The organism is Streptomyces sp. NPDC101118 (assembly GCF_044759445.1).
Lineage (GTDB): Bacteria > Actinomycetota > Actinomycetes > Streptomycetales > Streptomycetaceae > Streptomyces.
In genome coordinates, this window is sequence record NZ_JBIVZG010000001.1 from 621257 (window position 1) to 647491 (window position 26235).

At 74.1% G+C, this 26235-nt stretch carries 20 protein-coding genes; 14 read left to right on the top strand and 6 right to left on the bottom strand.

Translation table 11 applies throughout. The features are described from left to right. Window positions 1–239 precede the first annotated feature (239 nt). Together ACIQUQ_RS02750 and ACIQUQ_RS02755 are read left to right on the top strand one after the other, a co-directional pair. Window positions 240–713 (top strand): hypothetical protein, encoded by a 474-nt coding sequence (locus ACIQUQ_RS02750; RefSeq protein ID WP_403970397.1) that lies wholly within the window; start codon window positions 240–242, stop codon window positions 711–713. 98 nt (window positions 714–811) lie between these two features. Further along, a complete protein-coding gene (locus ACIQUQ_RS02755; protein ID WP_403970400.1) occupies window positions 812–2626 on the top strand; it encodes a chitinase in 1815 nt (604 codons plus the stop codon). Here ACIQUQ_RS02755 and ACIQUQ_RS02760 read toward each other — a convergent pair. After that, complete coding sequence (locus ACIQUQ_RS02760) at window positions 2595–3125, bottom strand: phosphatase PAP2 family protein (protein WP_403970403.1); 531 nt, start codon at window positions 3123–3125, stop codon at window positions 2595–2597. The genes ACIQUQ_RS02755 and ACIQUQ_RS02760 overlap by 32 nt on opposite strands. Before the next feature lie 424 nt (window positions 3126–3549). Then, on the bottom strand, window positions 3550–4884 hold the full coding sequence (gene gabT, locus ACIQUQ_RS02765; RefSeq protein ID WP_403672994.1) for a 4-aminobutyrate--2-oxoglutarate transaminase: 1335 nt from the start codon (window positions 4882–4884) through the stop codon (window positions 3550–3552). A 221-nt stretch (window positions 4885–5105) separates the two neighbouring features. Here gabT and ACIQUQ_RS02770 point away from each other — a divergent pair, with 221 nt between their 5' ends. The 11 genes from ACIQUQ_RS02770 to ACIQUQ_RS02820 all read left to right on the top strand — a co-directional run bounded on the left by ACIQUQ_RS02770 (window position 5106) and on the right by ACIQUQ_RS02820 (window position 22028). After that, the gene (locus ACIQUQ_RS02770) at window positions 5106–7469 is read left to right on the top strand and encodes an ATP/GTP-binding protein (protein ID WP_403970406.1); all 2364 of its coding nucleotides are present in this window, start codon (window positions 5106–5108) and stop codon (window positions 7467–7469) included. A 140-nt stretch (window positions 7470–7609) separates the two neighbouring features. Further along, window positions 7610–9193, top strand: coding sequence for a PucR family transcriptional regulator (locus tag ACIQUQ_RS02775; protein WP_403970409.1), 1584 nt, complete (start codon window positions 7610–7612; stop codon window positions 9191–9193). 257 nt (window positions 9194–9450) lie between these two features. Continuing rightward, complete coding sequence (locus ACIQUQ_RS02780; protein WP_403970412.1) at window positions 9451–10896, top strand: aldehyde dehydrogenase family protein; 1446 nt, start codon at window positions 9451–9453, stop codon at window positions 10894–10896. Window positions 10897–11159: 263 nt separating this feature from the next. Further along, window positions 11160–13103 carry an acyl-CoA dehydrogenase family protein gene (locus ACIQUQ_RS02785; RefSeq protein ID WP_403970415.1) on the top strand — a complete coding sequence of 648 codons (1944 nt, stop codon included), beginning with the start codon at window positions 11160–11162 and terminating at the stop codon, window positions 13101–13103. Window positions 13104–13175: 72 nt separating this feature from the next. After that, window positions 13176–14645: a hypothetical protein gene (locus ACIQUQ_RS02790; protein ID WP_403970418.1), complete on the top strand. Its 1470-nt coding sequence runs from the start codon at window positions 13176–13178 to the stop codon at window positions 14643–14645. Between the two features lie 21 nt (window positions 14646–14666). Further along, on the top strand, window positions 14667–15917 hold the full coding sequence (gene dxr / locus ACIQUQ_RS02795) for a 1-deoxy-D-xylulose-5-phosphate reductoisomerase (protein WP_403970421.1): 1251 nt from the start codon (window positions 14667–14669) through the stop codon (window positions 15915–15917). Continuing rightward, the gene (locus ACIQUQ_RS02800) at window positions 15914–17215 is read left to right on the top strand and encodes a M50 family metallopeptidase (RefSeq protein ID WP_403970423.1); all 1302 of its coding nucleotides are present in this window, start codon (window positions 15914–15916) and stop codon (window positions 17213–17215) included. Before dxr ends, ACIQUQ_RS02800 begins: the two co-directional genes overlap by 4 nt. Window positions 17216–17393: 178 nt before the next feature. Then, the gene (gene ispG, locus ACIQUQ_RS02805) at window positions 17394–18551 is read left to right on the top strand and encodes a flavodoxin-dependent (E)-4-hydroxy-3-methylbut-2-enyl-diphosphate synthase (protein WP_399952730.1); all 1158 of its coding nucleotides are present in this window, start codon (window positions 17394–17396) and stop codon (window positions 18549–18551) included. Window positions 18552–18719: 168 nt separating this feature from the next. Then, a complete protein-coding gene (locus tag ACIQUQ_RS02810) occupies window positions 18720–19562 on the top strand; it encodes a GNAT family N-acetyltransferase (RefSeq protein WP_403970602.1) in 843 nt (280 codons plus the stop codon). Window positions 19563–19658: 96 nt separating this feature from the next. Further along, window positions 19659–20249: a GNAT family N-acetyltransferase gene (locus tag ACIQUQ_RS02815; RefSeq protein WP_403970426.1), complete on the top strand. Its 591-nt coding sequence runs from the start codon at window positions 19659–19661 to the stop codon at window positions 20247–20249. 81 nt (window positions 20250–20330) lie between these two features. Beyond that, window positions 20331–22028: a proline--tRNA ligase gene (locus ACIQUQ_RS02820; RefSeq protein ID WP_403970429.1), complete on the top strand. Its 1698-nt coding sequence runs from the start codon at window positions 20331–20333 to the stop codon at window positions 22026–22028. A 400-nt stretch (window positions 22029–22428) separates the two neighbouring features. On the opposite strand, the gene ACIQUQ_RS02825 is transcribed toward ACIQUQ_RS02820, so the two are convergent. The 4 genes from ACIQUQ_RS02825 to ACIQUQ_RS02840 all read right to left on the bottom strand — a co-directional run bounded on the left by ACIQUQ_RS02825 (window position 22429) and on the right by ACIQUQ_RS02840 (window position 25576). Continuing rightward, window positions 22429–23538, bottom strand: a complete 1110-nt coding sequence (locus tag ACIQUQ_RS02825; RefSeq protein ID WP_403970432.1) for an SPFH domain-containing protein — start codon at window positions 23536–23538, stop codon at window positions 22429–22431. A gap of 67 nt (window positions 23539–23605) precedes the next feature. Next, entirely contained in the window at window positions 23606–24499 is an 894-nt protein-coding gene (locus ACIQUQ_RS02830) for an aminoglycoside phosphotransferase family protein (protein ID WP_403970435.1), read from the bottom strand. Between the two features lie 16 nt (window positions 24500–24515). Continuing rightward, the gene (locus ACIQUQ_RS02835) at window positions 24516–24974 is read right to left on the bottom strand and encodes a ferritin-like domain-containing protein (RefSeq protein WP_403970437.1); all 459 of its coding nucleotides are present in this window, start codon (window positions 24972–24974) and stop codon (window positions 24516–24518) included. After that, window positions 24971–25576 carry a hypothetical protein gene (locus ACIQUQ_RS02840; protein ID WP_403970440.1) on the bottom strand — a complete coding sequence of 202 codons (606 nt, stop codon included), beginning with the start codon at window positions 25574–25576 and terminating at the stop codon, window positions 24971–24973. Before ACIQUQ_RS02840 ends, ACIQUQ_RS02835 begins: the two co-directional genes overlap by 4 nt. Before the next feature lie 159 nt (window positions 25577–25735). On the opposite strand from ACIQUQ_RS02840, the gene rimP reads away from it, so the two are divergent. Further along, the gene (gene rimP, locus ACIQUQ_RS02845; protein ID WP_403970443.1) at window positions 25736–26233 is read left to right on the top strand and encodes a ribosome maturation factor RimP; all 498 of its coding nucleotides are present in this window, start codon (window positions 25736–25738) and stop codon (window positions 26231–26233) included. Window positions 26234–26235 lie beyond the last annotated feature (2 nt).

Consider the following 26235-nt stretch of genomic DNA (forward strand, 5'->3'; position numbering starts at 1 on the left):
GGCCGCGGCGCGCGGCCCCCACCCCAACGTGTGGATTACGCGGGGCGCCGGGGGGGGCGTCGGGTGCCCCTCCTGCCCCCTTGAGCGCGGGTGGGGCCCCCCGGGCCCGGGGGGCCCCACAACCATGATCGGGACGTGACCCCTTCACCACGGTCCGACGGCCCAACCCGCGTCATCGCGGGGCCGCACCGCGCTCTCCCCGGGTAAGACGTGCCGTCAACACGGAGGGAGAGCAGCCCATGTCCCGCTCGGAGGCGCCGTCGGCCAAGGCCGCGGTGGAATGGCTGGTTTCGGTGGCGCCGGATCCCGACGCCTGCCGCTGGGAGTGGGAGCGCAGCCCCCTCGGGGTCACGCTCCTCCCCGCGGGCCGGAGCTGGGACGTCCTGATCCTGCCCGGCGACCTCGGGCACCCGACCCTCGGCGTGCTCGCCCGCCTGGTCGCCCGGCCCGGCCCGGTGCTCGCCGACTTCGGCGACTCCCGGCTGGGCTTCTTCGTCCCCGCGGGCACCGCCACGCGCTGGCTGGGCACGGGCGTACGGGGCGCCGGCCGCGGCACCTGGATCGTGGTCCCGTACCCCGGCCGGGCCACCGGCGGCGTGCGCTGGCTGGTGCCGCCGGACGGCTCCGGCGTCCTGACCGACCCGGCCCTCCTGGAGCTGGCGATGCACGAGGCAGCGGCCGTGGTGGCGCGTGAGGGGAGCGAGGGGTCTTGACAACCTGATTGGTCTGGACCATGTTGTGCGCGATCCGGCTCCTCCCGGCACGTGCCGATCCGCCGCGTGCCGAACTCCCCCCATGTTCGGAGGCAGTTGTGCCGCGCACCCCCACGCGCTTCCTCTCCGGTCCGGTCATCGCGGCCCTCGTCGCGGCCGGACTCGTCGCGGCGGTCCCGTCGGCCGCCGCGGCCGACACCGACCTCGCACGCAACGGCGGCTTCGAGTCCGGCCTCGACGGCTGGACCTGCACCGCCGGCAGCGGAACCACCGTCAGCAGTCCCGTCCACGGCGGCAGTTCCGCCCTCAAGGCCACCCCGGCCGGCCAGGACAACGCGCGCTGCGCGCAGACGGTCACCGTCCGGCCGGGCTCCACGTATACCCTCTCGGCCTGGGTCCAAGGCGCGTACGTCTACCTCGGCGCCACCGGCACCGGCACCACCGACACGTCCACCTGGACCCAGTCCGCCGGCAGCTGGACCAGGCTCTCCACCAGCTTCACCACCGGCGCGGCCACCACCCAGGTCACCGTGTACACGCACGGCTGGTACGGCCAGCCCGCGCACCACGTCGACGACCTCACGCTGGTCGGCCCCGCCCCGGACGGCGGTCAGCAGCAGCCGCCCGCCACCCCCGCGGGGCTCACCGCGGGCGGCGCCACCGCCGGCAGCGTCGGCCTCTCGTGGAACCCCGTGGCCGGCGCCACCGGCTACCGCGTCTACCGCGACGGCACCCAGGTGCTCACCGCGACCGGCACCACCGCCACCGTCACCGGACTGGCCGCCTCCACCACGTACACCTTCCAGGTCAGCGCCACCAACGGCGCGGGGGAGTCGGCCAGGAGCGCGGGCGTGCCCGCCACCACGACCAGCGGCGGCGGGGGCAACCCGGGCGGCGGTCTGCCCGCGCACGCCCTCGTCGGCTACCTGCACGCGAGCTTCGCCAACGGCTCCGGCTACGTCCGGATGGCCGACGTGCCCGACTCCTGGGACGTGATCAACCTGGCCTTCGGCGAGCCGACCTCCGTCACCTCCGGCGACATCCGCTTCGCCCTCTGCCCCGCCGCCGAGTGCCCGAACGTCGAGACGGCCGCCGAGTTCAAGGCCGCGATCAGGGCGAAGCAGGCGGCCGGCAAGAAGGTCCTGATCTCCATAGGCGGCCAGAACGGCCAGGTGCAGCTCGCGACCACCGCCGCCCGCGACGCCTTCGTCTCCTCCGTCTCGAAGATCATCGACGAGTACGGGCTCAACGGACTGGACATCGACTTCGAGGGCCACTCCCTCTCCCTGGCCGCCGGCGACACCGACTTCCGCAGCCCCACCACGCCCGTGATCGTCAACCTGATCTCGGCCCTGAAGACCCTGAAGGCCCGCTACGGCCCCGACTTCGTGCTCACCATGGCGCCCGAGACCTTCTTCGTGCAGCTCGGCTACCAGTTCTACGGCTCCGGCCAGTGGGGCGGCCAGGACCCGCGGGCCGGCGCCTACCTGCCCGTCATCCACGCCCTGCGCGACGACCTCACCCTGCTGCACGTCCAGGACTACAACTCCGGGCCGATCATGGGCCTCGACAACCAGTACCACTCGATGGGGGGCGCCGACTTCCACATCGCCATGACCGACATGCTGCTCACCGGCTTCCCCGTCGCGGGCAACGCGGCCCGCGTCTTCCCGCCGCTGCGGCCCGAGCAGGTGGCGATCGGCCTGCCCGCCACCACGAACGCGGGCAACGGCCACACCCCGCCCGCCGAGGTGAACAAGGCGCTGGACTGCCTCACGAGGAAGGCCGACTGCGGTACGTACGCCACCCACGGCACCTGGCCCGGCCTGCGCGGGCTGATGACCTGGTCGGTCAACTGGGACCGGTTCGGGGGCTGGGAGTTCAGCCGGAACTTCGACGCGTACTTCGGCTGACGGCCCGCGCCACCGGCAGCACCAGCAGGAAGCTCAGGCAGGCACTGGCCAGCACGTCCAGCGGCCAGTGCCAGCCGCGCAGCACCAGGCCCGCGGCCGTCAGGGCGGCCAGGGCGAGGGCGAGCGGCACCGGCCACTTCCGGCGCGCGTAGGGGCGTACGAGCAGGGCCGCGGCGGTGTACGCGACCGCGGCGGTGGCCGTGTGGCCCGAGGGGTAGTACCCGGCGGCCCAGGGCTCCAGCGGGCCCGGCCGGGCCGTCCACGCCTTGAGCGGCACGATCACCGCCGGCACCAGGGCCATCGACAGGCCGGCGGTCAGCGCCGGCACCCAGCGCCGGGAGCGGCGCACCGCGTACGCCATGGCGAGCACCAGCACGGGCACGGCCACCGGGACGTTGCCGAAGTCGGCCAGCCGCTCGGTGACGGAGTCGGGCACGGCCCGCACCAGCGCACGGCTCAGCCGCTCGTCCGGGCCCGACAGGGGTCCCCGGACCAGCACCTGCCAGGTGATCAGGGAGAAGAGCAGGGCGCAGAGGGCGGCGCAGAACGCCGCCCCTCGCGCTGCCGAGAAGGCCGGCCGCCCCGGAACAGGGGGGATGGTTCCGGGGCGGCCGCCCGGATCGGGTCGCCGCGCGCTCCGGGGGGTTTGGAGCGGGCGGCCGTCCGATCGGTGAGGAGTGCCGGGGCCAGAGGCTCCGGCGGGGTGGGTGAAGACACGACCGTCAGGGAGCTGGGGAAGCTCGGTGCCGGCTTCGTCCGCGGTTTCCCGCGGGCGGGGTGTTTCACTCATCTGCAGAAACCGTACGGCACCGAAAAGGGGACCGACAGCGGGAACGCGGTCCCGCCATCGGCCCCCCACACCTTCTTCACAGTGCCCGACCGTTACCGGCGGTACCCCGAAAAGGTGTTCAAGCCCTGGCCGCTCAGATGGCCGAGAACGCGGCCTCGATGACGTCCAGGCCCTCGTTCAGCAGGTCCTCGCCGATCACCAGCGGCGGCAGGAAGCGCAGCACGTTGCCGTAGGTGCCACAGGTGAGGACCAGCACGCCCTCGGCGTGGCAGGCCTTGGCCAGCGCGGCGGCGGCGGCCGCGTTCGGCTCCTTGGTGGCGCGGTCCGTGACCAGCTCGATGGCGATCATGGCGCCGCGGCCGCGGATGTCGCCGATGACGTCGAACTTCTCGGCCATCGCGGAGAGGCGGGTCTTCATGACCTCCTCGATGCGCTTGGCCTTGCCGTTGAGGTCGAGCTCCTTCATGGTCTCGATGGAGCCCAGCGCACCGGCGCAGGCCACCGGGTTGCCGCCGTAGGTGCCGCCCAGGCCGCCCGCGTGCGGGGCGTCCATGATCTCGGCGCGGCCGGTGACGGCGGCCAGCGGCAGACCGCCGGCGATGCCCTTGGCGGTGGTGATCAGGTCCGGGACGATGCCCTCGTCCTCACACGCGAACCACTGGCCGGTGCGGCAGAAGCCGGACTGGATCTCGTCCGCGACGAACACGATGCCGTTGTCGTTGGCGAACTTCACGATGGCCGGCAGGAAGCCCTTGGCCGGCTCGATGAAGCCGCCCTCGCCGAGGACCGGCTCGATGATGATGGCCGCGACGTTCTCGGCGCCGATCTGCTTGCTGATCTGGTCGATGGCCTGGGCGGCGGCCTCGGGGCCGCAGTTCTCCGGGCCGGTGGGCCAGCGGTAGCCGTAGGCGACCGGCACGCGGTAGACCTCGGGGGCGAACGGACCGAAGCCCTGCTTGTACGGCATGTTCTTCGCCGTCAGCGCCATCGTGAGGTTGGTGCGGCCGTGGTAGCCGTGGTCGAAGACGACGACGGCCTGGCGCTTGGTGTACGCGCGGGCGATCTTGACGGCGTTCTCGACGGCCTCGGCGCCGGAGTTGAACAGCGCCGACTTCTTGGCGTGGTCGCCCGGGGTCAGCTCGGCGAGGGCCTCGCAGACCTCCACGTAGCCCTCGTAGGGGGTGACCATGAAGCAGGTGTGGGTGAAGTCGGCCAGCTGCGCGGAGGCGCGGCGCACGACGGCCTCGGCGGAGGCGCCGACGGAGGTCACGGCGATGCCGGAGCCGAAGTCGATCAGGCGGTTGCCGTCGATGTCCTCGATGATGCCGCCGCCCGCACGGGCCGTGAAGACGGGGAGCACCGAGCCCACGCCGCCGGCCACGGTGCCGAGGCGGCGGGCCTGCAGCTCCTGCGACTTGGGGCCGGGGATCGCGGTGACGAGCTTGCGCTCCTGCGGAACAGCGGTCATGGGGGCTCCTGGGGTGTTTCGGACGCAACTGTGTCTTTGTCCGCAGGCTAGGCCCGGCGAGGGGGGCGGGGCATGCTCCGTTCGGGAGTGGTCTCCGCGTGTCCTTGTCCGCTGCGGCCATAGGGAGTGTCTCGTGGATCATGCCGGGACGCAGCTCGTGGGGCGCGCACGGCCACTAGATTGAGCGGCGCAGCACTGTGAGCGGTCAGGGGGCAGGGGTCATGGACACCGAAGGCACGCACGAGGCGGCGGGTGGCGGCGCGTACGGCACCAAGGGGGCCGGCCTCCCCGCGCAGGCCGGCGCCCCGCACGTCCCCCCGCCCCCGGCCCACGCCCCCGCCACCACCCCACCCCTGGCCGACTGGCTCCGCACCCCCCGCCCCCAGGCCGTCCCGGGCACCTGGCGCCCGGGGCACGTCCCGCGTGCGGAGCGCGCCGCGGACGAGGTGCCCGACCGGGCGCTGCTCACCAGCGCCGTGATCTCCTTCCTCGCCTGCGTCCTCGTCTGGTCCCTGCTGCGCAACGGCCTCATCCCGTACTGGACGCTCCCGCTGAAGCTCTTCACCCCCGACAGCTGGTGGTCCGCCTTCGGCGGGGGGCCGGTCGACGGGACCGGGGCGCGCACCGCCCTGTGGTGGTACGAGCTGCTGATCGACGCCGCGCTGCTGTACGGGTTCGGCCGGCTGGGCAACTGGCGCGGCGCCTGGCAGCGGCTGGTCGTGGCACGGGGCGCGTGGGCGCAGGTGGCGGGCGTGGTCGCCGTCATGCTGCTCGCCCTCGCGCTGATCGGGGGCGAGGCCGTACCGGTCAGGCCCCTGGCGTACCTGGCCGTCCCGTACGACTTCTCCTCGCCCGGCGCCCAGCAGCACAACAAGGAGATGACCGAGACCGCCAACGCCGTGATCAACCTGGTGGTGGTGCTCCTGCTGACCTGGGCCGGCGGGCTCTTCGGCCTGCTGCGCGGCCGGAACCGCCGCGCGGAGCCGGCCGGGCACGCCGCCCCGCCGGCCGAGCCGGCCGAGGACCCCGTCGAGTGGGGTGAGGTGCGGGGGGCCGGGTTGGGGGAGGTGGCCGATCTGTTGCGCGGGGAGGTCGCGGGCGGGCGGATGAACGACGTCGACTACGCCCGGATCCGGCGCGCCTGGCGGTCCGTGCAGGCCGACCCCTCGCGCCTGCGGGCCTTCGCGCAGGCCGTGCGCGACAAGGGCGCCGGCGCCTGCGTGCACCCCTCCGGCCTGCGGGACCTGCCCGTCCGCGCCGCCCGGCACGACCTCGTCACCGGCCAGGTCCGCATCGGCCGCGCCGACCCCGGCGAGCGCAACCCCTACGCCCGCCGCGGCACCGGAGTCGCCCTCGACGCCGGCCTCCTCGGCACCTCGCTCCTCGCCGTCGGCCCCTCCGGAGCGGGCAAGACCGCCCGCCTCGTCCGGCCCGTCGTCGAGTCCCTCGCCCTCCAGGCCCTGGCCGGCCAGGCCGCCGTCGTCGCCGTCGGAGCCGCCGGCACCCGGCTCGGCCCCGACGACGCCTACGACGTCGTCGTCCGCGTCGGCGACCCCGCCTCCCGCTACGACCTCGACCTCTACGGCGGCACCACCGACGCCGACGAGGCCGCCGGCCTGCTCGCCGAGGCCCTCGCGGGAGACGTCCCCGGCGCCGACGTACGCCGCGCCGCCACCGCCCTCGCCCAGCTGCTCGGCCCCTTCCGGGCGGCGTACGGGCGCTTCCCCGGCGTCCCGGAGCTCCGCGAGCTGCTCGACGCCGTCCCCGGGGCCGTCGACGCCCTGCGCGCCGAACTCGCGGGAGCCGGACAGCACCCGATGCTCCGCGAACTCGACGCCCGGGCCCGCGCCGCCGGCGCCCACGGCGACCCCGCGCCCCTGCTCGCCGACCGGGTGGCCCTGCTCGACCGGCCCGCCTTCGCCGGGTTCTTCGACACCACCGGCGCCGGGCGCCCCTTCTCGCTGCGCTCCCTGGAACACCCCCTCCGCGTCCGCATCGACCTCCCCGAGCGCGGCCACGCCGACGCCTCCCGGATGCTGGCCCGGCTGGTCCTGGCCCAGTTCACCGCCGGCGCCGCCGCCCGTTCCGACCGTTCGCTCTTCGCCTGCCTCGTCCTCGACGACGCCGCCCACGCCCTCACCCCGGAGACCGTCCGCGGCATTCAGCGGCTGCGCTCCGCGCACGCCGGAGTGGTCCTCACGCTGCGCACGCTGGACGACGTACCGGAGGCGCTGCGCACCCCGCTGCTCGGCGCGGTCGGCTGCCGGATGGCCTTCTCCGGCGTCACGACCTGGGACGGCGGCCGCTTCGCCGAGGCCTGGGGCACCGAGTGGGTCGAGACCCGCGACGTGACCAGCCGTACCGTCTTCGCCGACCAGCCGCTCACCCGGGCCGTCCACTCCTTCCGGAAGCTGGTGACCGGCAAGGCCGTCACCACCGACGCCGTCACCGTCCGGCAGGTCGAGCGGGCGCGCTGGTCCGCCTCGGACCTCGCGCACTCCGTCCCGCCCGGCCACGCGGTCCTCTCGCTGACCTCGGTGCGGGGCGAGCGCGCGGCCCCCCTCCTCGTGGACCTGGAGGGCTGAGGCGAACCACGGGAGGGCTGAGGCGAACAAGCTGAACCGACCTCTACGAGGTGGCAGAATCGATCTGAGCCGTTCATACGCCACGGCGAAATTCCCCCGGCTCACCCCCTGCCTCCCGCCCCCGAAAGCGCACGGTCCCCATGCCGCTCACCCTCGCTTCGCTCGTCCAGCACTCGGCGCTCAAACTCAGCGTCCGGGCTGGCGAGGACCGGCTTGACACCCCCGTGCGCTGGGCCCACGTCAGCGAGCTCGCCGACCCCGTCCCCTATATGGAGGGCGGCGAGCTGCTGCTGATCACCGCCATGAAGCTGGACGCCGACGACCCGGACGAGATGCGCCGCTACGTGCGCCGCCTCGCCGCCGCCGGCGTCGTGGGCATCGGCTTCGCCGTCGGAGTCAACTACGAGGCGGTGCCCGAGGCCCTCGTCGAGGCCGCCCGCGCGGAGGACCTGCCGCTGCTGGAGGTGCCCCGCCGGACCCCGTTCCTGGCCATCTCCAAGGCGGTCTCCGCCGCCCTCGCCGCCGACCAGTACCGGGCCGTCACCGCCGGTTTCGAGGCCCAGCGCGAACTCACCCGGGCCGCCCTGTCCGCCGACGGCCCGGCCGAGATCCTCGGCAAGCTCGCCGCGCACGTCCAGGGCTGGGCCGCCCTCTACGACACCTCCGGCGCCGTCGTCGCCGCGGCGCCCGAATGGGCCGCCCGCCGCGCCGCCCGCCTCACCGCCGACGTCGAGCGGCTGCGCGAGCGGCCCGCGCCCGCCAGCGCCGTGGTCGGCGGCACCGAGGACCGGGTCGAGCTCCAGTCGCTCGGCACCGGCCGCCGCGCCAGGGGCGCCCTCGCCGTCGGCACCGGCGCGCCCCTCGGCACCGCCGAGCGGTACGCCGTCCACTCCGCGGTCGCCTTGCTCACCCTCACCACGGAACGATCCCGCTCCCTGCACGAGGCCGAGTCCCGGCTGGGCGCCGCCGTGCTCCGGATGCTGCTCGCCGGGGAGGCCGAACACGCCCGCTCCGTCGCCGGCCCCCTCTACGGCGGCCTCCTCGACTCGCCGTTCCGGCTGTTCATCGCCGAGGCCACCGTCCCCGAGGAGCTGACCGCCCTGGGCGACGCGGTGGAGTCCGCCGCGGGCCGTGCGGGCGAGGCGCTGCTCGTCGTACCGGAGCCCGGCCGGCTCGTGGTCCTCGCCGGGGACGGCGCCGCGGCCGTCACCGCCTGCGCCGACCACGCCGAGGCGCTGGAGGCCCGCCGCGGACGCGCCGAGAGCGCCAACGGGCCCGTCCCGGCCACCGACGACCTCGTCGTGGGCCTGTCCGCGCCGGCCGGCCCCGCCACGGCCGCCGCCGCGTACAAGCAGGCCGACCAGGCCCTGGCCGTGGCCCGCCGCCGCGGGCGAGCCCTCGTCGAGCACGAGGACCTGGCCGCCGGCTCCGTCCTGCCGCTGCTCGCCGACGACGCGGTACGGGCCTTCGCCGACGGCACGCTCCGCGCCCTCCGGGATCACGACGCAACCGGCCGCGGCGACCTCGTGGCCTCCCTGCACGCCTGGCTCTCCCGGCACGGCCAGTGGGACGCCGCCGCCGCCGACCTGGGCGTCCACCGGCACACCCTGCGCTACCGGATGCGGCGCGTGGAGGAGATCCTCGGACGCTCCCTGGACGACCCGGACGTCCGCATGGAGCTGTGGCTGGCCCTCAAGGCCAGCCCGCCCGCCACCGCGGAGTGATCCACCCCGCCACCGCGCAGTGATCCCGCCTGCCTGCGGAGTGCCCCCGCCCGCCACCGGCCGCCGGCCGTGCGGGGCGTCCGCACCCGGCCCGCCCGGCACCCGACCGGACGGGTGGCCTCCGGAAAGGACACTGACAAAGCGGCGCGACACCGCCGCCGCCCACTCCAACCCGGATAAACGACGGAGCGGCCGGTCGGTCCTACGGTGGGAGGGACCAAGGACACCGCACAACTTCCGAAGGGCCGGGATTCGCCATGACTTCCACCCACGCCTTCTGGCTCGCCGGCCGCCAGGCCACCGGCGAGGACAGCTTCGACGTCCACAACCCGTGGGACGGCCGTCTCGTCGGCACCGTCAGCGTGCCGACCGACGCCCAGGTCGAGGAGGCCGTGGCAGCGGCGTACGCCGTGACGGCGGAGTTCTCCGCCACCCCCGCCCACGTCCGCGCCGCGGCCCTGGACCACGTGTCCAAGCGGCTCGTCGAGCGCACCGAGGAGATCGCCCAGCTGATCTCCGCCGAGAACGGCAAGCCCATCAAGTGGGCCCGCGGGGAGGTCGGCCGCGCGGTGTCCGTCTTCCGCTTCGCCGCCGAAGAGGCCCGCCGCTTCAACGGCGGAGAGGCCCAGCGCCTCGACACCGACGCCGGCGGCGTCGGCCGTCTCGCCCTGACCCGCCGCTTCGTCAAGGGCCCGGTCCTCGGCATCGCGCCGTTCAACTTCCCGCTGAACCTGTGCGCCCACAAGGTCGCCCCGGCCATCGCCGTCGGCGCCCCGATCATCCTCAAGCCGGCCCCGGCCACGCCGCTCTCCGGCCTGATCCTCGGCGAGCTGCTCGCCGAGACCGACCTGCCGGCCGGCTCCTGGTCCGTCCTCCCGGTCGCCAACGACAAGATGCCGGCCCTGGTCAAGGACGAGCGCCTGCCCGTCATCTCCTTCACCGGCTCCGACACGGTCGGCTACGCCATCCAGCAGTCGGTGCCCCACAAGCACTGCACCCTGGAGCTCGGCGGCAACGCCGCGGCCGTGGTCCTCGCCGACTGGTCCTCCGAGGCCGACCTCGACTGGGCCGCCACCCGCATCGCCACCTTCTCCAACTACCAGGCCGGCCAGTCCTGCATCTCCGTGCAGCGCGTGATCGCCGACGCCTCCGTCTACGACCGCCTGGTCGAGAAGGTCGTCGCCAAGGTCCAGGCCCAGGTCACCGGCGACCCGGCGGACGACGCCACGGACGTCGGCCCGCTGGTCTCCGAGGACGCCGCCAAGCGCGTCGAGTCCTGGGTGGACGAGGCCGTGGCCGCCGGCGCCAAGCTGCTCACCGGCGGCAGGCGCGAGGGCGCCTCGGTCGAGCCGACCGTGCTCGCCGAGGTTCCGGACGGCGTCAAGCTGGCCTGCGAAGAGGTCTTCGGCCCGGTCCTCACCATCCACAAGGTGGAGAACACCGACGAGGCCTTCGCCAAGGTCAACGACTCGAAGTTCGGTCTGCAGACCGGCGTCTTCACCCGCGACGTCCAGGTCGCGTTCCGCGCCCACCGCGAGCTCGAGGTCGGCGGCGTGATCATCGGCGACGCGCCGTCCTACCGCGCCGACCAGATGCCGTACGGCGGCGTCAAGCAGTCGGGTGTCGGCCGCGAGGGCGTCCGCTACGCCATGGACGACTACACGTACGAGCGGGTCCTGGTCCTCACCGGCCTGGACATCTGATCGCGTACGGCCCATGAGCCGACGGCCGGAGCCTACTGTGCGGGGGCTCCGGCCGTCCCCTTTTCCCCGCCGCCCCCGCCGGCGGCCCCGCCCACCCGTACGGCCCAGCGGGGGCCGGCCGGAAGCGGCTTACCGCCACCCGGCCCAGCCCGGCTTTTCCCGCGCCGCGCCAAGGGGTACGACTCACAGGTAGCACCGACTGGTAATCGGTACGACCCCTGATCGGTACGTCCCCCGACTCCGGCGGCGAGGTGAGCCCCCTCATGTCCGCAACACAGCCCGCACAGCCCAAGGTGACCGAGCGTGAAGCCCGGCAGGTCGCGGAAGCGGCCCGGGAACAGGACTGGCGCAAACCCAGCTTCGCCAAGGAACTCTTCCTCGGCAGGTTCCGGCTCGACCTGATCCACCCGCACCCGCTGCCCGCCGACGAGGACGTCCGGCGCGGCGAGGCCTTCCTCGCCCGGCTGCGCGAGTTCTGCGAGACCGGGATCGACGGCCCCCGCATCGAGCGCGAGGCCCGGATCCCCGACGAGACCGTCCGCGGCCTCAAGCAGCTCGGCGCCCTCGGCATGAAGATCGACCCCAAGTACGGCGGCCTCGGCCTCACCCAGGTCTACTACAACAAGGCCCTCGCCCTGGTCGGCTCCGTCAGCCCCGCCATCGGCGCCCTCCTCTCCGCCCACCAGTCCATCGGCGTCCCCCAGCCGCTGAAGATCTTCGGCACGCAGCAGCAGAAGGACACCTACCTGCCGCGCTGCGCCACCACCGACATCAGCGCCTTCCTGCTCACCGAGCCCGACGTCGGCTCCGACCCGGCGCGGCTGGCCACCACCGCCACCCCGGACGGCGACGACGCGTACGTGCTCGACGGCGTCAAGCTCTGGACCACCAACGGCGTCGTGGCCGACCTGCTCGTCGTCATGGCCCGCGTGCCGCGCTCCGACGGCCACAAGGGCGGCATCACCGCCTTCGTCGTCGAGGCCGACTCGCCCGGCGTCACCGTCGAGCACCGCAACGCCTTCATGGGCCTGCGCGGCCTGGAGAACGGCGTCACCCGCTTCCACCGGGTCCGCGTCCCCGCCGACCAGCGCATCGGGCCCGAGGGCGCCGGCCTCAAGATCGCCCTCACCACCCTCAACACCGGCCGCCTCTCGCTGCCCGCCATGTGCGTCGGTGCCGGGAAGTGGTGCCTGAAGATCGCCCGGGAGTGGGCGGGCGTGCGCGAGCAGTGGGGCCGCCCGGTCGCGAAGCACGAGGCCGTGGGCGCCAAGATCTCCTTCATCGCGGCCACCACGTTCGCCCTGGAGGCCGTGGTCGACCTGTCCTCCCAGATGGCCGACGAGGACCGCAACGACATCCGCATCGAGGCCGCACTCGCCAAGCTCTACGGCAGCGAGATGGCCTGCCTGATGGCCGACGAACTGGTCCAGATCCGCGGCGGCCGCGGCTTCGAGACCGCCGAGTCCCTCGCCGCCCGCGGCGAGCGCGCGGTCCCGGCCGAACAGCTCCTGCGCGACCTGCGGATCAACCGCATCTTCGAGGGCTCCACGGAGATCATGCACCTGCTGATCGCCCGCGAGGCCGTCGACGCCCACCTCTCCGTCGCCGGCGACCTCATCGACCCCGAGAAGGCACTCGGCGACAAGGCCAGGGCGGGCGCCAGGGCCGCCGGCTTCTACGCCCGGTGGCTGCCGAAGCTGGCCACCGGCCCCGGGCACGTCCCCGGCAGCTACCGCGAGTTCCACCCGCGCGGCCACGCCGACCTCTCCGCGCACCTGCGGTACGTCGAACGCGGCGCCCGCAGGCTGGCCCGCTCCACCTTCTACGCCATGTCCCGCTGGCAGGGGAAGATGGAGACCAAGCAGGGCTTCCTGGGCCGGATCGTCGACATCGGCGCCGAACTCTTCGCCATGAGCGCGGCCTGCGTGCGGGCCGAGCACCTGCGGGCCTCCGGCGACCACGGGCGCGAGGCCTACCAGCTCGCCGACGCGTTCTGCCGGCAGTCCCGGCTGCGGGTGGAGGAACTGTTCGGGCGGCTCTGGGCCAACACCGACGACCTGGACCGCAAGGTGGTCGCCGGGGTGCTCTCGGGCACCTACACCTGGCTGGAGGAGGGCGTCCTCGACCCCTCGGGCGACGGTCCCTGGATCGCCGACGCCACCCCCGGGCCCTCCGCGCACAAGAACGTGCACCGCCCCATCCGCTGACGCGGACCGACCTGCGAGGATTCGCCGGAGCGCCGCACGGTGCGGCAGACCGGCGAACGGAGCGGGACGGACATGACGGCCGACCTGGAGAGCAGACGGCTGGCCCGGTGCGTGGCGCTCCTGCTGCGCCACGCACCGGACCCGGTGGTGACCGGACTCCTGGACCGCCTGGACCCGGCCGCCCGGAAGTACCTGTGCCGGGACGAACCCCTGGCCCCCTCGGCGGTCACCCTGCTGCTGCGGCACGGCACCGCCGAGGACCGCCGCCGGGTCGCCGCCAACCCGTACGTCCTCGGCCGCCCCCTCCCGGGCCTCCCGGGCGCCCGCCGCTACGCCACCCGCCGCGCCCCCTCACCGGAACTCCGCGGCACGGTGTCGGCGGAACTCTCGCAGGCGGGGACCCCGGCGGAAGCGGACGGGCTCACCACCGCCCGGCTGGTGGGGCTGCTGCGGCGGCACGGCGCGCGGCGGCCGCGGGTGCCGTTGGACCTGCTGGCGCTGGCCGGCGGGGCCCCGGAGGCGGAGCCGCTGCTGCGGGAGCACGCCCGCCGGCCGCTGCCGCCCGGCTCCGTGGAGGCCCTGCTGCTCACCGGCGGGCTGCCCCGCGAGGCCTGCGCCGCGCTGCTCGACACGCGTGCGGCGGCCTCGTACGGCCGGGACTGGCACCGGCCCGCCGTCCGCGCCGTCCGGATGGGCCTGCTGACCTGCGACGAGATCGTCGCGTACGTCGCCCCCGCCCACCGCAGCCTGCTCCTCGGCGACCTGCGCGTCCGCACGGGGCTGCGGTGGTCCCTGCCCGAGCAGGCCGCGTACCGCTCCGCGCTGCACCGCGCCCTCCGCCCCGCCCTGGGCGACGACCCCCGCCTCTGGGCCGAACTCCTCCGCCACGCCCCCGCCTTCGACGGCACCCTCCGGGAGCTGGCCGCCGCCGTGGCCGCCGGCACCGTGCCGGAGCCGGCCGGGGGCCTGCCGGCCGGCACCCCGCCCGAGCGGCTCCCGGAGCCGGCCGGGGAGGGGAGCGTCCCCGGAGGACCGGGGACGCCACCGAACGAGACCGATCCCTTGGCCCGGGCGCTCGGCGAAGCCGTCACCGCCCTCGCCGCGCACCCCCCGGAGGCACCCGGCGGCCCGGAGCGCGAGCTCGCCCTCGCGGCACTGGGCGTACCCAACGCCATGGGCGACATCGCCGAGGACATCCGCTGGGTACGGGCCTGCCTGGACCGCTCCCTGCTCACCGGCACGGACGTGATCCGGCACAAGGCCCCCGCCGCCTGGGCCCTCGACGAGGACCACTGGCTCGGCGAGGTCGACCTCACCCGGACCCTCCTGGACGAGGACCCGTGGACGGACGTGTCCGAGCGGGCCCGCGCCCAGGCCCTCCTCGCCGCCCGGGCCGAGGCGGACCGGCTGCTCGGCGGGGCCCTCCGCACCGACGTCACCGCCTGGTGGCGCACCGCCCTCGCGCTGCCCGGCTTCCCCGGGACCCTGCCCGAGCTCGTCGCCGGCGTCGTACAGGGGGACTCCGTGCCCGGGCGCGGCTGAGTTGCGGCAACAATGGGGGGCATGAGCGCCAGCCCAGCCCCCCTCGCCGACCCGCACCTCCTCTTCGACCCCGCGGTCGGCCGCCGGGACATCGTCGTCCTCGGCTCCACCGGGTCCATCGGCACGCAGGCCATCGACCTGGTCCTGCGCAACCCCGACCGGTTCCGCGTCACCGCCCTCTCGGCGGCCGGCGGCCGCGTCGGCCTGCTCGCCGAGCAGGCCCGGCAGCTGCGGGTGCACACCGTGGCGGTGGCCCGCGAGGACGTCGTACCGGCCCTCAAGGAGGCGCTGAGCGCCCAGTACGGCAGCGAGCCGCAGCCGGAGATCCTGGCCGGGCCGGACGCCGCCGCCCAGATCGCCGCCTCCGAATGCCACACGGTCCTCAACGGCATCACCGGCTCCATCGGCCTCGCGCCGACCCTCGCCGCGCTGGAGGCGGGCCGCACCCTCGCCCTGGCCAACAAGGAGTCGCTGATCGTCGGCGGCCCGCTGGTGAAGGCCCTCGCGAAGCCCGGCCAGATCATCCCGGTCGACTCCGAGCACGCCGCGCTGTTCCAGGCCCTGGCCGCCGGCACCCGCGCCGACGTCCGCAAGCTGGTCGTGACCGCCTCCGGCGGCCCCTTCCGCGGCCGCACCCGCGCCGAACTGGCCGAGGTCACCGTCGAGGACGCGCTGGCCCACCCCACCTGGGCCATGGGCCCGGTGATCACGGTCAACAGCGCCACCCTGGTCAACAAGGGCCTGGAGGTCATCGAGGCCCACCTGCTCTACGACATCCCCTTCGACCGCATCGAGGTCGTGGTCCACCCGCAGTCCTACGTTCACTCGATGGTGGAGTTCACCGACGGCTCCACGCTCGCCCAGGCCACCCCGCCGGACATGCGCGGCCCGATCGCGATCGGTCTCGGCTGGCCCGAGCGGGTGCCGGACGCGTCCCGCTCCTTCGACTGGACCAAGGCCTCCACCTGGGAGTTCTTCCCCCTCGACACCGAGGCCTTCCCCTCCGTCGGGCTGGCCCGGCACGTGGGCGGACTGGGCGGCACGGCGCCCGCCGTGTTCAATGCGGCGAACGAGGAGTGCGTCGACGCGTTCCTGGCCGGTCGGCTGCCGTTCACAGCAATCATGGATACGGTCACCGCTGTGGTCGAGGACCACGGCACACCGCGGACGGGAACTTCGCTCACCGTCGGCGACGTCCTCGAGGCGGAGGCCTGGGCCCGCGCCCGGGCCAGGGAGATGGCGGCCAAGGCCGCAGTGGAGGCGCGCGCATGATCCTTCTGATGACGGTGCTCGGGATACTCGTCTTCGTCTTCGGGCTGCTGGTCTCGATCGCGTGGCACGAGCTGGGACACCTCTCCACGGCCAAGCTGTTCGGCATCCGCGTGCCGCAGTACATGGTCGGCTTCGGCCCGACCATCTGGTCGCGCAGGAAGGGGGAGACCGAGTACGGCATCAAGGCCATCCCCGCCGGCGGCTACATCCGCATGATCGGCATGTTCCCGCCGGGTGAGGACGGCCGGATCACGGCCCGTTCCACGTCGCCCTGGCGCACGATGATCGAGGACGCCCGCTCCGCCGCGTACGAGGAGCTGGAGCCGGGCGACGAGAAGCGGCTGTTCTACACGCGCAAGCCGTGGAAGCGCGTCATCGTCATGTTCGCCGGACCCTTCATGAACCTGGTCCTGGCCCTCGCGGTGTTCTTCGGCGTGTGGATGACCTTCGGGGTCAACATGCAGACCACCGCCGTGCGCTCGGTCAGCCACTGCGTCATCCAGGCGAGCGAGAAGCGCGACACCTGCAAGCCGGGCGACCAGGTCACCCCGGCGGAGGCCGCCGGCCTCAGGCCCGGCGACCGGATCGTCGCCTTCAACGGCCGGAAGACGGACGACTGGTCCACCCTCCAGCAGCGGATCCGCGACACCGTCGGCCCCGCCACCGTCACCGTGCTGCGCGACGGCCGGGAGGTCGTCCTCAAGGCCGACCTGATCGAGAACAAGGTCGCCAAGTCGGACGGCCGCGGCGGCTACGTGCCCGACCAGTACATCGTCGCCGGCTTCCTCGGCTTCACCCCCAAGACCGAGAAGGTCCAGCTGACCTTCGGCCAGTCCGTGGACCACATGGGCGAGATGGTCGAGGCCGGCGTGCAGGGCCTGATCAAGCTGCCCTCGAAGATCCCCGCCCTGTGGGACGCCGCCTTCGGCGACGGCCCGCGCGAGCAGGACTCCCCGATGGGCATCGTGGGCGCCGCCCGGATCAGCGGCGAGATCGCCAACCTGGACATCCCGGCCACCGACCGGATGGTGTTCTTCCTCCAGCTCATCGGCTTCTTCAACCTGTCGCTGTTCCTGTTCAACATGCTGCCGCTGCTGCCGCTGGACGGCGGGCACATCGCGGGCGCCCTCTGGGAGTCCGTGCGCCGCAGCTTCGCCCGGCTGTTCAAGCGGCCCGACCCGGGCCCGTTCGACGTCGCGAAGCTGATGCCCTTCGCCTACGTCGTGGCCGGTGTCTTCGTCTGCTTCACGCTGCTCGTGCTCGTGGCCGACGTGGTGAACCCGGTCAAGATCTCCTGACGGAGACCGCGGTCGAGCGGATGTACGAGGCGGGCCGGGCACACTGTGTGCCCGGCCCCCTACGTTCGGGTGGCGCACTCCTCCTCGTGCGCGTCGCGCGCGCCGTGTGGCGTAATCTCGGAGGCCTGGAGCCCGCCGATATCGGGACCTTGATCCACACCTTGGGGTTGCACAGCAGATGACTGCCATCTCTCTCGGAATGCCGTCCGTGCCGACGAAGCTCGCCGACCGACGGGTCAGCCGCAAGATCCAGGTCGGATCCGTCGCCGTCGGCGGTGACGCACCCGTCTCGGTGCAGTCGATGACCACCACGCGGACCTCCGACATCGGCGCCACGCTCCAGCAGATCGCCGAGCTGACCGCCTCCGGCTGCCAGATCGTCCGCGTGGCCTGCCCCACGCAGGACGACGCCGACGCGCTCGCGACCATCGCGAAGAAGTCGCAGATCCCGGTGATCGCCGACATCCACTTCCAGCCCAAGTACGTGTTCGCCGCCATCGACGCCGGCTGCGCCGCCGTCCGCGTGAACCCGGGCAACATCAAGCAGTTCGACGACAAGGTCAAGGAGATCGCCCGGGCGGCGAAGGACGCGGGCACCCCGATCCGCATCGGCGTCAACGCCGGCTCCCTCGACGCCCGCCTCCTGAAGAAGTACGGCAAGGCCACCCCCGAGGCGCTCGTCGAGTCGGCGCTGTGGGAGGCCTCCCTCTTCGAGGAGCACGACTTCCGCGACATCAAGATCTCGGTCAAGCACAACGACCCGGTCGTCATGGTCGAGGCCTACCGCCAGCTCGCCGCCCAGTGCGACTACCCGCTGCACCTCGGCGTGACCGAGGCCGGCCCCGCCTTCCAGGGCACCATCAAGTCCGCCGTCGCCTTCGGCGCGCTCCTCTCCCAGGGCATCGGCGACACCATCCGCGTCTCCCTCTCCGCGCCGCCGGCCGAGGAGATCAAGGTCGGCATCCAGATCCTGGAGTCGCTCAACCTCCGCCAGCGCCGCCTGGAGATCGTCTCCTGCCCGTCCTGCGGCCGCGCCCAGGTCGACGTCTACAAGCTGGCCGAGGAGGTCACCGCGGGCCTGACCGGCATGGAGGTGCCCCTCCGCGTCGCCGTCATGGGCTGCGTCGTCAACGGCCCCGGCGAGGCGCGCGAGGCCGACCTCGGCGTCGCCTCCGGCAATGGCAAGGGCCAGATCTTCGTCAAGGGCGAGGTCATCAAGACCGTCCCCGAGTCGAAGATCGTCGAGACCCTCATCGAGGAGGCGATGAAGATCGCCGAGCAGATGGAGAAGGACGGCGTGATGAGCGGCGAGCCCACCGTCGCCATCGGCGTCTGACACCCACCGGACCGCCCCGGCCCCGTTCCCGCAGCTCGCGGGGGCGGGGCCGGCCGCGTTCCGCCGCGCTCGCGGGCCCGTTCCGGGGCCCTCGCGGGGCGCGTCCGGGCGCCGCGACGGGTTACAGTGCGGAGATCAGCAGACTTGCACGGTGAGGCCCCCACAGTGTTGACGCAGACCACCACCAGGGTGCTCGAGCCCAGCGACCTCGAAGCCGCGCTCGAGGTACTCGACCGCGACCCGGTCGCCAACGCCTTCGTCACCTCCCGCGTCCAGGTCGCCGGACTCGACCCCTGGCGCCTCGGCGGGGAGATGTGGGGCTACTACGAGGGCGGCGAGCTGCGCTCCCTCTGCTACGCGGGCGCCAACCTCGTACCGGTCTGCGCCACCCCCGAGGCCGTACGCGCCTTCGCCGACCGGGCCCGCAGGACCGGCCGGCGCTGCTCCTCCATCGTCGGCCCCGCCGAGCCCACGGCGGCCCTGTGGCGGCTGCTGGAGCCCCACTGGGGCCCCGCCCGCGACGTGCGCGGCCACCAGCCCCTGATGGTCATCGAGCAGCCCTCGGCCGAGGTCGGCCCCGACCCGCTGGTCCGCCGCATCCGCAAGAACGAGATGGACCTGATCATGCCGGCGTGCGTGGCCATGTTCACCGAGGAGGTCGGCGTCTCCCCGATGGCCGGCGACGGCGGGCTGCTCTACCAGGCGCGGGTGGCCGAACTCGTGGGCTCCGGGCGGTCCTTCGCCCGCGTCGAGGACGGCCGGGTGGTCTTCAAGGCCGAGATCGGCGCCGCCACCGCCCGGGCCTGCCAGATCCAAGGGGTCTGGGTCGCCCCCGAGTTCCGCGGCCGGGGCCACTCCGAGACCGGCATGGCCGCCGTGGTCGAGTTCGCGCTGCGGGACGTCGCGCCGGTGGTCAGCCTGTACGTCAACGACTTCAACACCGCCGCCAGGGCCGCGTACCGGCGGGTGGGCTTCCGTGAGGTCGGCGCCTTCATGAGCGTGCTGTTCTGATGCGAGAGGGTGCCGTTCCGGCCCTCCGTCCGGGTGACGGCGGCCGGTCCCCGGGGACCCGGTGACGGCTCCGTGACCGCCGAGTAGGGTTCCCGCATGCTGCATACGCCCGGGGCCGACCCCCGCCTCCCCGCCGGTGTCGTGATCCGCCCGCTGGACCTGGCCGAGCGCGTGGACGAGGCGCTGGAGGTCCAGGCCGTCGCCTTCGGGCTGAGCGACGAAGAGGTGGGCATCCGGCGCCACATCGTGCAGCGGCACATGAAGCTGCCCGGCGCGCGGGCACTGGGCGCCTTCACCGAGGACGACGGCCGGCTCGTCGGCTTCGTGTACGGGATGCCCAACGACCGTACGCACTGGTGGTCCACCGTCGTCGAGCCGTACCTGCGGGCCGGGGGAGCGGAGGGCTGGCTCGACGGCTCCTTCGTCATCACCGAACTGCACGTCCACCCGGGCTTCCAGGGCCGGGGCGTGGGCCGCGAGCTGATCACCCGGATCACCGACACCGCCGGGGAGACCCGCTCGATCCTCTCGGCCATCGACATCGAGTCCCCCGCGCGGGGCCTCTACCGCTCGCTGGGGTACCACGACCTCGCGCGGCGGGTGTACTTCCCGAGCGCGGCCCAGCCGTACGCCGTGATGGGTGCGCCGCTGCCGCTCCCCAGGCGCGTGCACCTGCGCAGCGTGTAGCGGGTAAACCGGTACGGCCGGACCGTCCCGCTCGGCTAGCCTCCTGCGCACCACCACCCCTTTCGTGAGCAGGAGCGCGTGATGTCCCAGCCCGTCCAGCGGTTGTCCCGGCTGATGGTGAAGACCCTCCGGGAGGACCCGGCGGACGCGGAGACGCTCAGCCACCGGCTGCTGGTCCGCGCGGGCTACGTGCGGCGCACCTCGGCCGGCGTCTGGAGCTGGCTGCCGCTCGGCAAGAAGGTGCTGGACAACGTCACGCGCGTCGTCCGCGAGGAGATGGACGCCGCCGGCGCGCAGGAGGTGCTGCTGCCGGCGCTGCTGCCCCGCGAGCCCTACGACGTGAGCGGGCGCTGGGACGAGTACGGCGACCTGCTCTTCCGGCTGAAGGACCGCAAGGGCGCGGAGTACCTGCTCGGGCCCACGCACGAGGAGATCTTCACCCAGGTGGTGAAGGACCAGTGCACGTCCTACAAGGACCTGCCGGTGACGCTCTACCAGATCCAGACGAAGTACCGGGACGAGGCCAGGCCGCGCTCGGGGGTGCTGCGCGGGCGCGAGTTCCAGATGAAGGACGCGTACTCCTTCGACACGACGGACGAGGGCCTGGCGGCCTCGTACGCGGTCCAGCGCGAGGCGTACCGGCGGATCTTCACCCGGCTCGGGCTGGACTTCCGGATCGTGTCGGCGGTGTCCGGCGCGATGGGCGGCTCGGCCTCCGAGGAGTTCCTCGCCCCGGCCGCCGCGGGCGAGGACACCTTCGCGGACTGCCCCTCCTGCGGGTACGCGGCCAACACCGAGGCGGTCACCTTCCCGCTCGTGCCGGTGTCCGCCGGGGCGGCCGGGCCGGTGGAGGAGCTGGCCACCCCGGACACCCCGACCATCGAGAGCCTCGCCGCGCACCTGGGCGTGCCGGCCTCGGCCACCCTGAAGAACCTGCTGGTCAAGGTGGACGGGGAGATCGTGGCCGTCGGCGTGCCCGGGGACCGGGAGGTCGACCTCGGCAAGCTCGGCGAGCACCTGGCGCCCGCGGTCGTGGAGCTGGTGACGGAGGCGGACTTCGCGGACCGGCCCGACCTGGTACGCGGCTACGTCGGCCCGCAGGGCCTGGATAAGGTGCGCTACCTCGCCGACCCGCGGATCGCGCCGGGCACGTCGTGGGTGACGGGCGCGAACCGCGCCGACACCCACGCCCGCAACGTGGTGTGCGGCCGGGACTTCGAGGTGGACCGGTACCTGGACGTGGTCGTGGTCCGGGACGGCGACCCGTGCCCCGCCTGCGGGGCGGGGCTGCGGCTCGACCGGGCCATCGAGGTGGGCCACATCTTCCAGCTGGGCCGCAAGTACGCGGACGCGTTCGGCCTGGACGTGCTGGGCCAGGAGGGCAAGCCGGTCCGGGTGACCATGGGCTCGTACGGCATCGGGGTGTCGCGCGTGGTGGCGGCGCTGGCGGAGCAGACCGCGGACGAGCGGGGCCTGTGCTGGCCGGCCGAGGTCGCCCCGGCGGACGTCCACGTGGTGGCCGCGGGCAAGGCGGCGCAGCAGGCGCTGGCCGAGGAGGCGGCGACGGCGCTGGCGGCGCGGGGCCTGCGGGTCCTGCTGGACGACCGGCCGGGGCTGTCGCCGGGCGTGAAGCTGACCGATGCCGAGCTGATCGGGGTGCCGTGCGTGGTCGTCGCGGGGCGCCGGGCCGGGGAGGGTGTCGTGGAGCTCCAGGACCGCCGTGCGGGCACCCGCACGGAGCTCCCGCTGTCCGAAGCGGTGCCGCGGGTCGCGGGCTGACCCTTCCCGTACGGCCGCCCTGCGAGCCTGCCGTGCGGGTCCCGTGCCGGGGCGGTCCCGTGCCGGGGGCGGTCCCGTGCCGGGTGCGGCTCCCCGTGCCGGGTGCAGGCAGCTGCCGGGTGCGGGTTCGTTGCCCTGCGGGGCTGGTCCCCTACCCGCCCTTTCTCCGTTTCCCGGGGCTCCGCCCCGGACCCTTCGGGGGCTCCGCCCCCGGACCCCCGCTCCTCAAACGCCGGAGGGGCTGGAACGTGCCGGCGGCCGCTGGGTTCGCGCAGCGAAATCCGGCCTCGCCGGCGTTTGAGGCGTAGGGGTCCCGCCGGACGGAGTCTGGGGGAGGGTCCGGGGCGGAGCCCCGGTTTCGGGAAGGGGCGGGGTGGGGAAACGGCTCCGCGCAGCGGCGCTACGGCAACGGCTCCTCCGCCGGGTCCGCCCGAGACCGGGCCGGCGCAGGCGCCGCCCCGGCCGCAGGCCACGTCCCGGACTCCGGTACCACGTCCGGCAGTTCCGGCACCGCCGAGGCCCCGACCACGGTGTCCGGCGCCGCCTCGACAGCGGTACGCTCCGCGTCCGGCAGAGGCGCAGCATCCAGGGCTTCGGGCTCGGTACCCGCGGCGGTCGGCTTCGGCTGAGGCGCAGCGTCCAGGGCGTCGGGCTCGGTGCCCGAGGGGGCCGGCTTCGGCTGAGGCGCAGCCTCCGGCGAACGCGCCGCGGTCCGCCCACCGCCCTCCCGCTCGTGCGGCACCGGCTGGGCCTCGGCCGCCCGTTCCAGGAAGCGGAGCAGTTCGACCGGGAAGGGCAGGACCAGCGTCGAGTTCTTCTCCGCCGCCACCGCGACCACCGTCTGCAGGAGCCGCAGCTGCAGCGCCGCCGGCTGGTCGGCCATCACCCCCGCCGCCTCCGCCAGCTTTCGCGAGGCCTGGAGTTCCGCGTCCGCGTTGATGACCCGGGCCCGCCGCTCGCGGTCCGCCTCGGCCTGCCGGGCCATCGACCGCTTCATCGTCTCCGGCAGCGAGACGTCCTTGATCTCCACGCGGTCGATCTGCACGCCCCAGCCCACCGCCGGGCTGTCGATCATCAGCTCCAGGCCCTGGTTCAGCTTCTCCCGGTTGGACAGCAGGTCGTCCAGGTCGGACTTGCCGATGATCGACCGCAGGGAGGTCTGCGCCATCTGCGAGACCGCGAACCGGTAGTCCTCCACCTCGACGATCGCGTTCGCCGGATCGATCACCCGGAAGTACACGACCGCGTCCACCCGCACCGTGACGTTGTCCCGGGTGATGCCCTCCTGGGCCGGCACCGGCAGCGTCACGATCTGCATGTTCACCTTCCGCAGGCGGTCCACCACGGGCACGATCATCGTGAACCCGGGCGGCCGCACGCCCGCGCGGAGCCGGCCGAGCCGGAACACCAGGCCCCGCTCGTACTGCTTCACGATGCGCGCCGCCGTGGCCACGTAGACCGTGACGCCCACGGCCGCCGCCACACCCGCTGCCAGCAGTTCTTCGACCATGACGGCCCCCTGCCAGACTTTTCCGCTTAATCACGGTATGCCCAGCTCTGGCCGCCCGACGCAAGCCCTAGAGCCAGGAGCCGAACTCCAGCAGCATCTCGGCGTCCCGCCGCCGTCCCGCGGCCAGGGCCCGGGTGCCGGACTCCACCGCGCGGAAGAGGGTCCAGCCCCGCAGCCGGTCCCGGTCCACCTCCAGCGAGTCGGCCAGCCGGTTCACCCGCCGCTTGGCGCCCGCAGCGCCCGTGCTCGACGCCAGCTGGTCCTCCAGCCGGTCCCTGACCAGCCGCGCCAGGTCGTACGCCCGCTCGCCGACCAGCGGCTCCGGCCCGACCGTCAGCCACGGCGCCCGGTCGCCCGCCAGCACCTTCCCCTGCCGGAACGCGCCGTGCAGCAGCAGCTCCTCCGGCGGGAGGACCGCCAGCTCGTCGCGGACCGCCAGCGCCTGCCGGACCAGCGGCTGCGCCTCCTCCGGGGCCTTGGACATCGGCTCGGCCTGCCGCGCGCTGCGCTCGGCCACCGTCTCGAAGGAGTGCCCCGGCGGCGGGGCCACCCACAGCCGCCGGATCGTCCCGCAGGCCTCCAGCAGCGCCTTCGCCTCCGGCAGGGAGCGGAGCGACACCTCCGGCTGGAGCCGTTCCAGCAGCAGGGCGTCGTCGTCGTGCCGGGTGTCGAGGACCCGCACGGCGCCGAACCCGCCCCAGTGCGCCAGGGCCGCCAGCTCGTCCCCGGGGGCCGCGCACGGCGGGGCCAGCTTCAGCGTGGCCGGCGTGCCGTCGGAGTACCGGACGAGGACGACCAGGCTGCTCCGGCCGCCCGGGGCCTGCACGCGCTGCGCGGTCAGCCCCCGCCGGTCCAGCGCCTCGCGGGCCAGCGCGGGGAGCTCTCGGAGCCACTGCGCGGGTGCGTCTTCGGACCTCTCGCCGAGCGCCCGGACAAGCCGCTCGGGCGGTTCGAAAGCCATACGTGCAAGGTCCCTTTCAGCTGTTCCCGGCTCGTTGTGATCGTTCCACGAGCCCAGGGAAGGCTACGCCGCCTCCCCGCCAGCGTGCCGCGCGCAGGGCCGCCTCGCTCAGCGCGGCCGCCGCCCGCAGGCGCAGGGGACCCTCCGCGGCCCGCACCAGATCCGAGTACGCGCCCGCGATCCGGTCCTCGATCCCGGCCGCCAGCAGCTCCGCGTCGGCGGGGGTCCGTACGGGTGCCGGGAGTGCGTACGCGGCCTCCGACGGGCGCGGGGTGCCGCCCAGCTCCCGCACGGTGCGGGCCAGTTCGTCGCGCCGGGCGTGGTGGGCGGCGTACGCCTGCCGCGCCTCGGCGGTGCGGGACTCCCCGGCGCGCGCGCCGACCACCCCGTAGCCGTACACCGCGGCGTGCTCGGCGGCGAGCGCCGCCTGGGCCGCGGCCAGCACGCCGGGTCCGGTCTCCGGCTTGTCGCTCATGACGGCTCCGATCCGGTGGGTGCGGTGGTGAGGAGGTAGGCGTGGACGCTGCCGCAGGCGGCGACCGAGGCCAGCAGCCGGGCCAGCTCGCCGGGCGCCCCCGCCAGGGCGGCGGTGTGTGCCGCCGCGGTACGGCGCTCGGCGTCGGCCAGCGCCGCGAGGGCGGCCCCGGGCCTCGCGGGGACCGCGGCCGCCGACGGCGTGGCCGCCGACGGTGCAGCGGAGGCGGGTGCGGAGGAGGCCGTGCCGGCCGGCGGCGCGGCCGCCACCGGAGACCCCGACGGGGAGGGCGTCGCCGCGGGAGATGCCCCGGCCGGGGCGAGGGCTCCGGCGTGCGCGGCGACCGAGGCCCGCAGGGGTGCGAGGCGCGGGGCCAGGGCGGGGTGGGCGGCGAGCGTGGCGTCGTAACGTTCCAGCAGGGCGCGGGTCTCCCGGACGGCCGAGTCCCTGATCCGCCGTTCGGGTGGTACCCGCTCGGCCCGTCGCTCCCCGGCGGTGCCTCCGCCGTCCGAGCACCCGGCGAGCAGGGCGGCGCCCGCGGCCCCGGCACCGGCGGCGAGCAGGCTTCTTCGCGAGGGGCGCGAGGGCGGGGGGAGCGGCACGGTGACGTCCTCGGGGTGGCAGGGGGCGGCGGAACGCTGATCACCGTACCGGTGGCATCCGGCCATGGGGCGGACGGCAACACCCCCCGGGACCGGATACCCTTTGGTCTGACACGCGACGGAAACCACAACAGCACACGCGGCCGAGGAGTCACCCGGATGAGCACCACCCAGAGCGACAGGCTGCGCGGACTGCTGGAGCCGCTCGTCGACGCCAAGGGACTGGACCTCGAGGACATCGAACTCTCCAGGGCGGGCCGTCGGCGGATGCTGCGGATCGTGGTCGACTCCGACGAGGGCCTCGACCTGGACCTGTGCGCCGAGCTGAGCCGTGAGATCTCCGACAAGCTCGACGAGACCGACGTGATGGGCGAGGACGAGTACCAGCTGGAGGTCAGCTCCCCTGGTGCGGACCGCCCGCTGAAGGAGCACCGCCACTACGTGCGGGCCGTCGGCCGCCTCGTGAAGTTCCAACTCGCCGAGGACGGCGACCTGGTCGCGCGGATCGTGGACGTGGACGACGAGGGCCTCGACCTGGAGGTGCCGGGCGTGAAGGGGCGCAAGCCCACCGCCCGCCGGATCGCCTTCACGGAGATCGCCAAGGCGCGTGTCGAGATCGAGTTCAGCCGCAAGGACAAGAAGGAAGAGGAGGCGTAGCC

Excerpts from the sequence above, each read along its gene's own strand:
- ACIQUQ_RS02835 (WP_403970437.1), bottom strand. The coding sequence starts at position 24,974 with ATGAGCGACAAGCCGGAGACCGGACCCGGCGTGCTGGCCGCGGCCCAG.
- dxr (WP_403970421.1), top strand. The coding sequence starts at position 14,667 with ATGAGCGCCAGCCCAGCCCCCCTCGCCGACCCGCACCTCCTCTTCGAC.
- ACIQUQ_RS02785 (WP_403970415.1), top strand. The coding sequence starts at position 11,160 with ATGTCCGCAACACAGCCCGCACAGCCCAAGGTGACCGAGCGTGAAGCC.
- gabT (WP_403672994.1), bottom strand. The coding sequence starts at position 4,884 with ATGACCGCTGTTCCGCAGGAGCGCAAGCTCGTCACCGCGATCCCCGGC.
- ACIQUQ_RS02770 (WP_403970406.1), top strand. The coding sequence starts at position 5,106 with ATGGACACCGAAGGCACGCACGAGGCGGCGGGTGGCGGCGCGTACGGC.
- ACIQUQ_RS02825 (WP_403970432.1), bottom strand. The coding sequence starts at position 23,538 with ATGGTCGAAGAACTGCTGGCAGCGGGTGTGGCGGCGGCCGTGGGCGTC.
- ACIQUQ_RS02830 (WP_403970435.1), bottom strand. The coding sequence starts at position 24,499 with ATGGCTTTCGAACCGCCCGAGCGGCTTGTCCGGGCGCTCGGCGAGAGG.
- ACIQUQ_RS02800 (WP_403970423.1), top strand. The coding sequence starts at position 15,914 with ATGATCCTTCTGATGACGGTGCTCGGGATACTCGTCTTCGTCTTCGGG.
- ispG (WP_399952730.1), top strand. The coding sequence starts at position 17,394 with ATGACTGCCATCTCTCTCGGAATGCCGTCCGTGCCGACGAAGCTCGCC.
- ACIQUQ_RS02775 (WP_403970409.1), top strand. The coding sequence starts at position 7,610 with ATGCCGCTCACCCTCGCTTCGCTCGTCCAGCACTCGGCGCTCAAACTC.
- ACIQUQ_RS02820 (WP_403970429.1), top strand. The coding sequence starts at position 20,331 with ATGTCCCAGCCCGTCCAGCGGTTGTCCCGGCTGATGGTGAAGACCCTC.
- rimP (WP_403970443.1), top strand. The coding sequence starts at position 25,736 with ATGAGCACCACCCAGAGCGACAGGCTGCGCGGACTGCTGGAGCCGCTC.
- ACIQUQ_RS02780 (WP_403970412.1), top strand. The coding sequence starts at position 9,451 with ATGACTTCCACCCACGCCTTCTGGCTCGCCGGCCGCCAGGCCACCGGC.
- ACIQUQ_RS02750 (WP_403970397.1), top strand. The coding sequence starts at position 240 with ATGTCCCGCTCGGAGGCGCCGTCGGCCAAGGCCGCGGTGGAATGGCTG.
- ACIQUQ_RS02790 (WP_403970418.1), top strand. The coding sequence starts at position 13,176 with ATGACGGCCGACCTGGAGAGCAGACGGCTGGCCCGGTGCGTGGCGCTC.
- ACIQUQ_RS02815 (WP_403970426.1), top strand. The coding sequence starts at position 19,659 with ATGCTGCATACGCCCGGGGCCGACCCCCGCCTCCCCGCCGGTGTCGTG.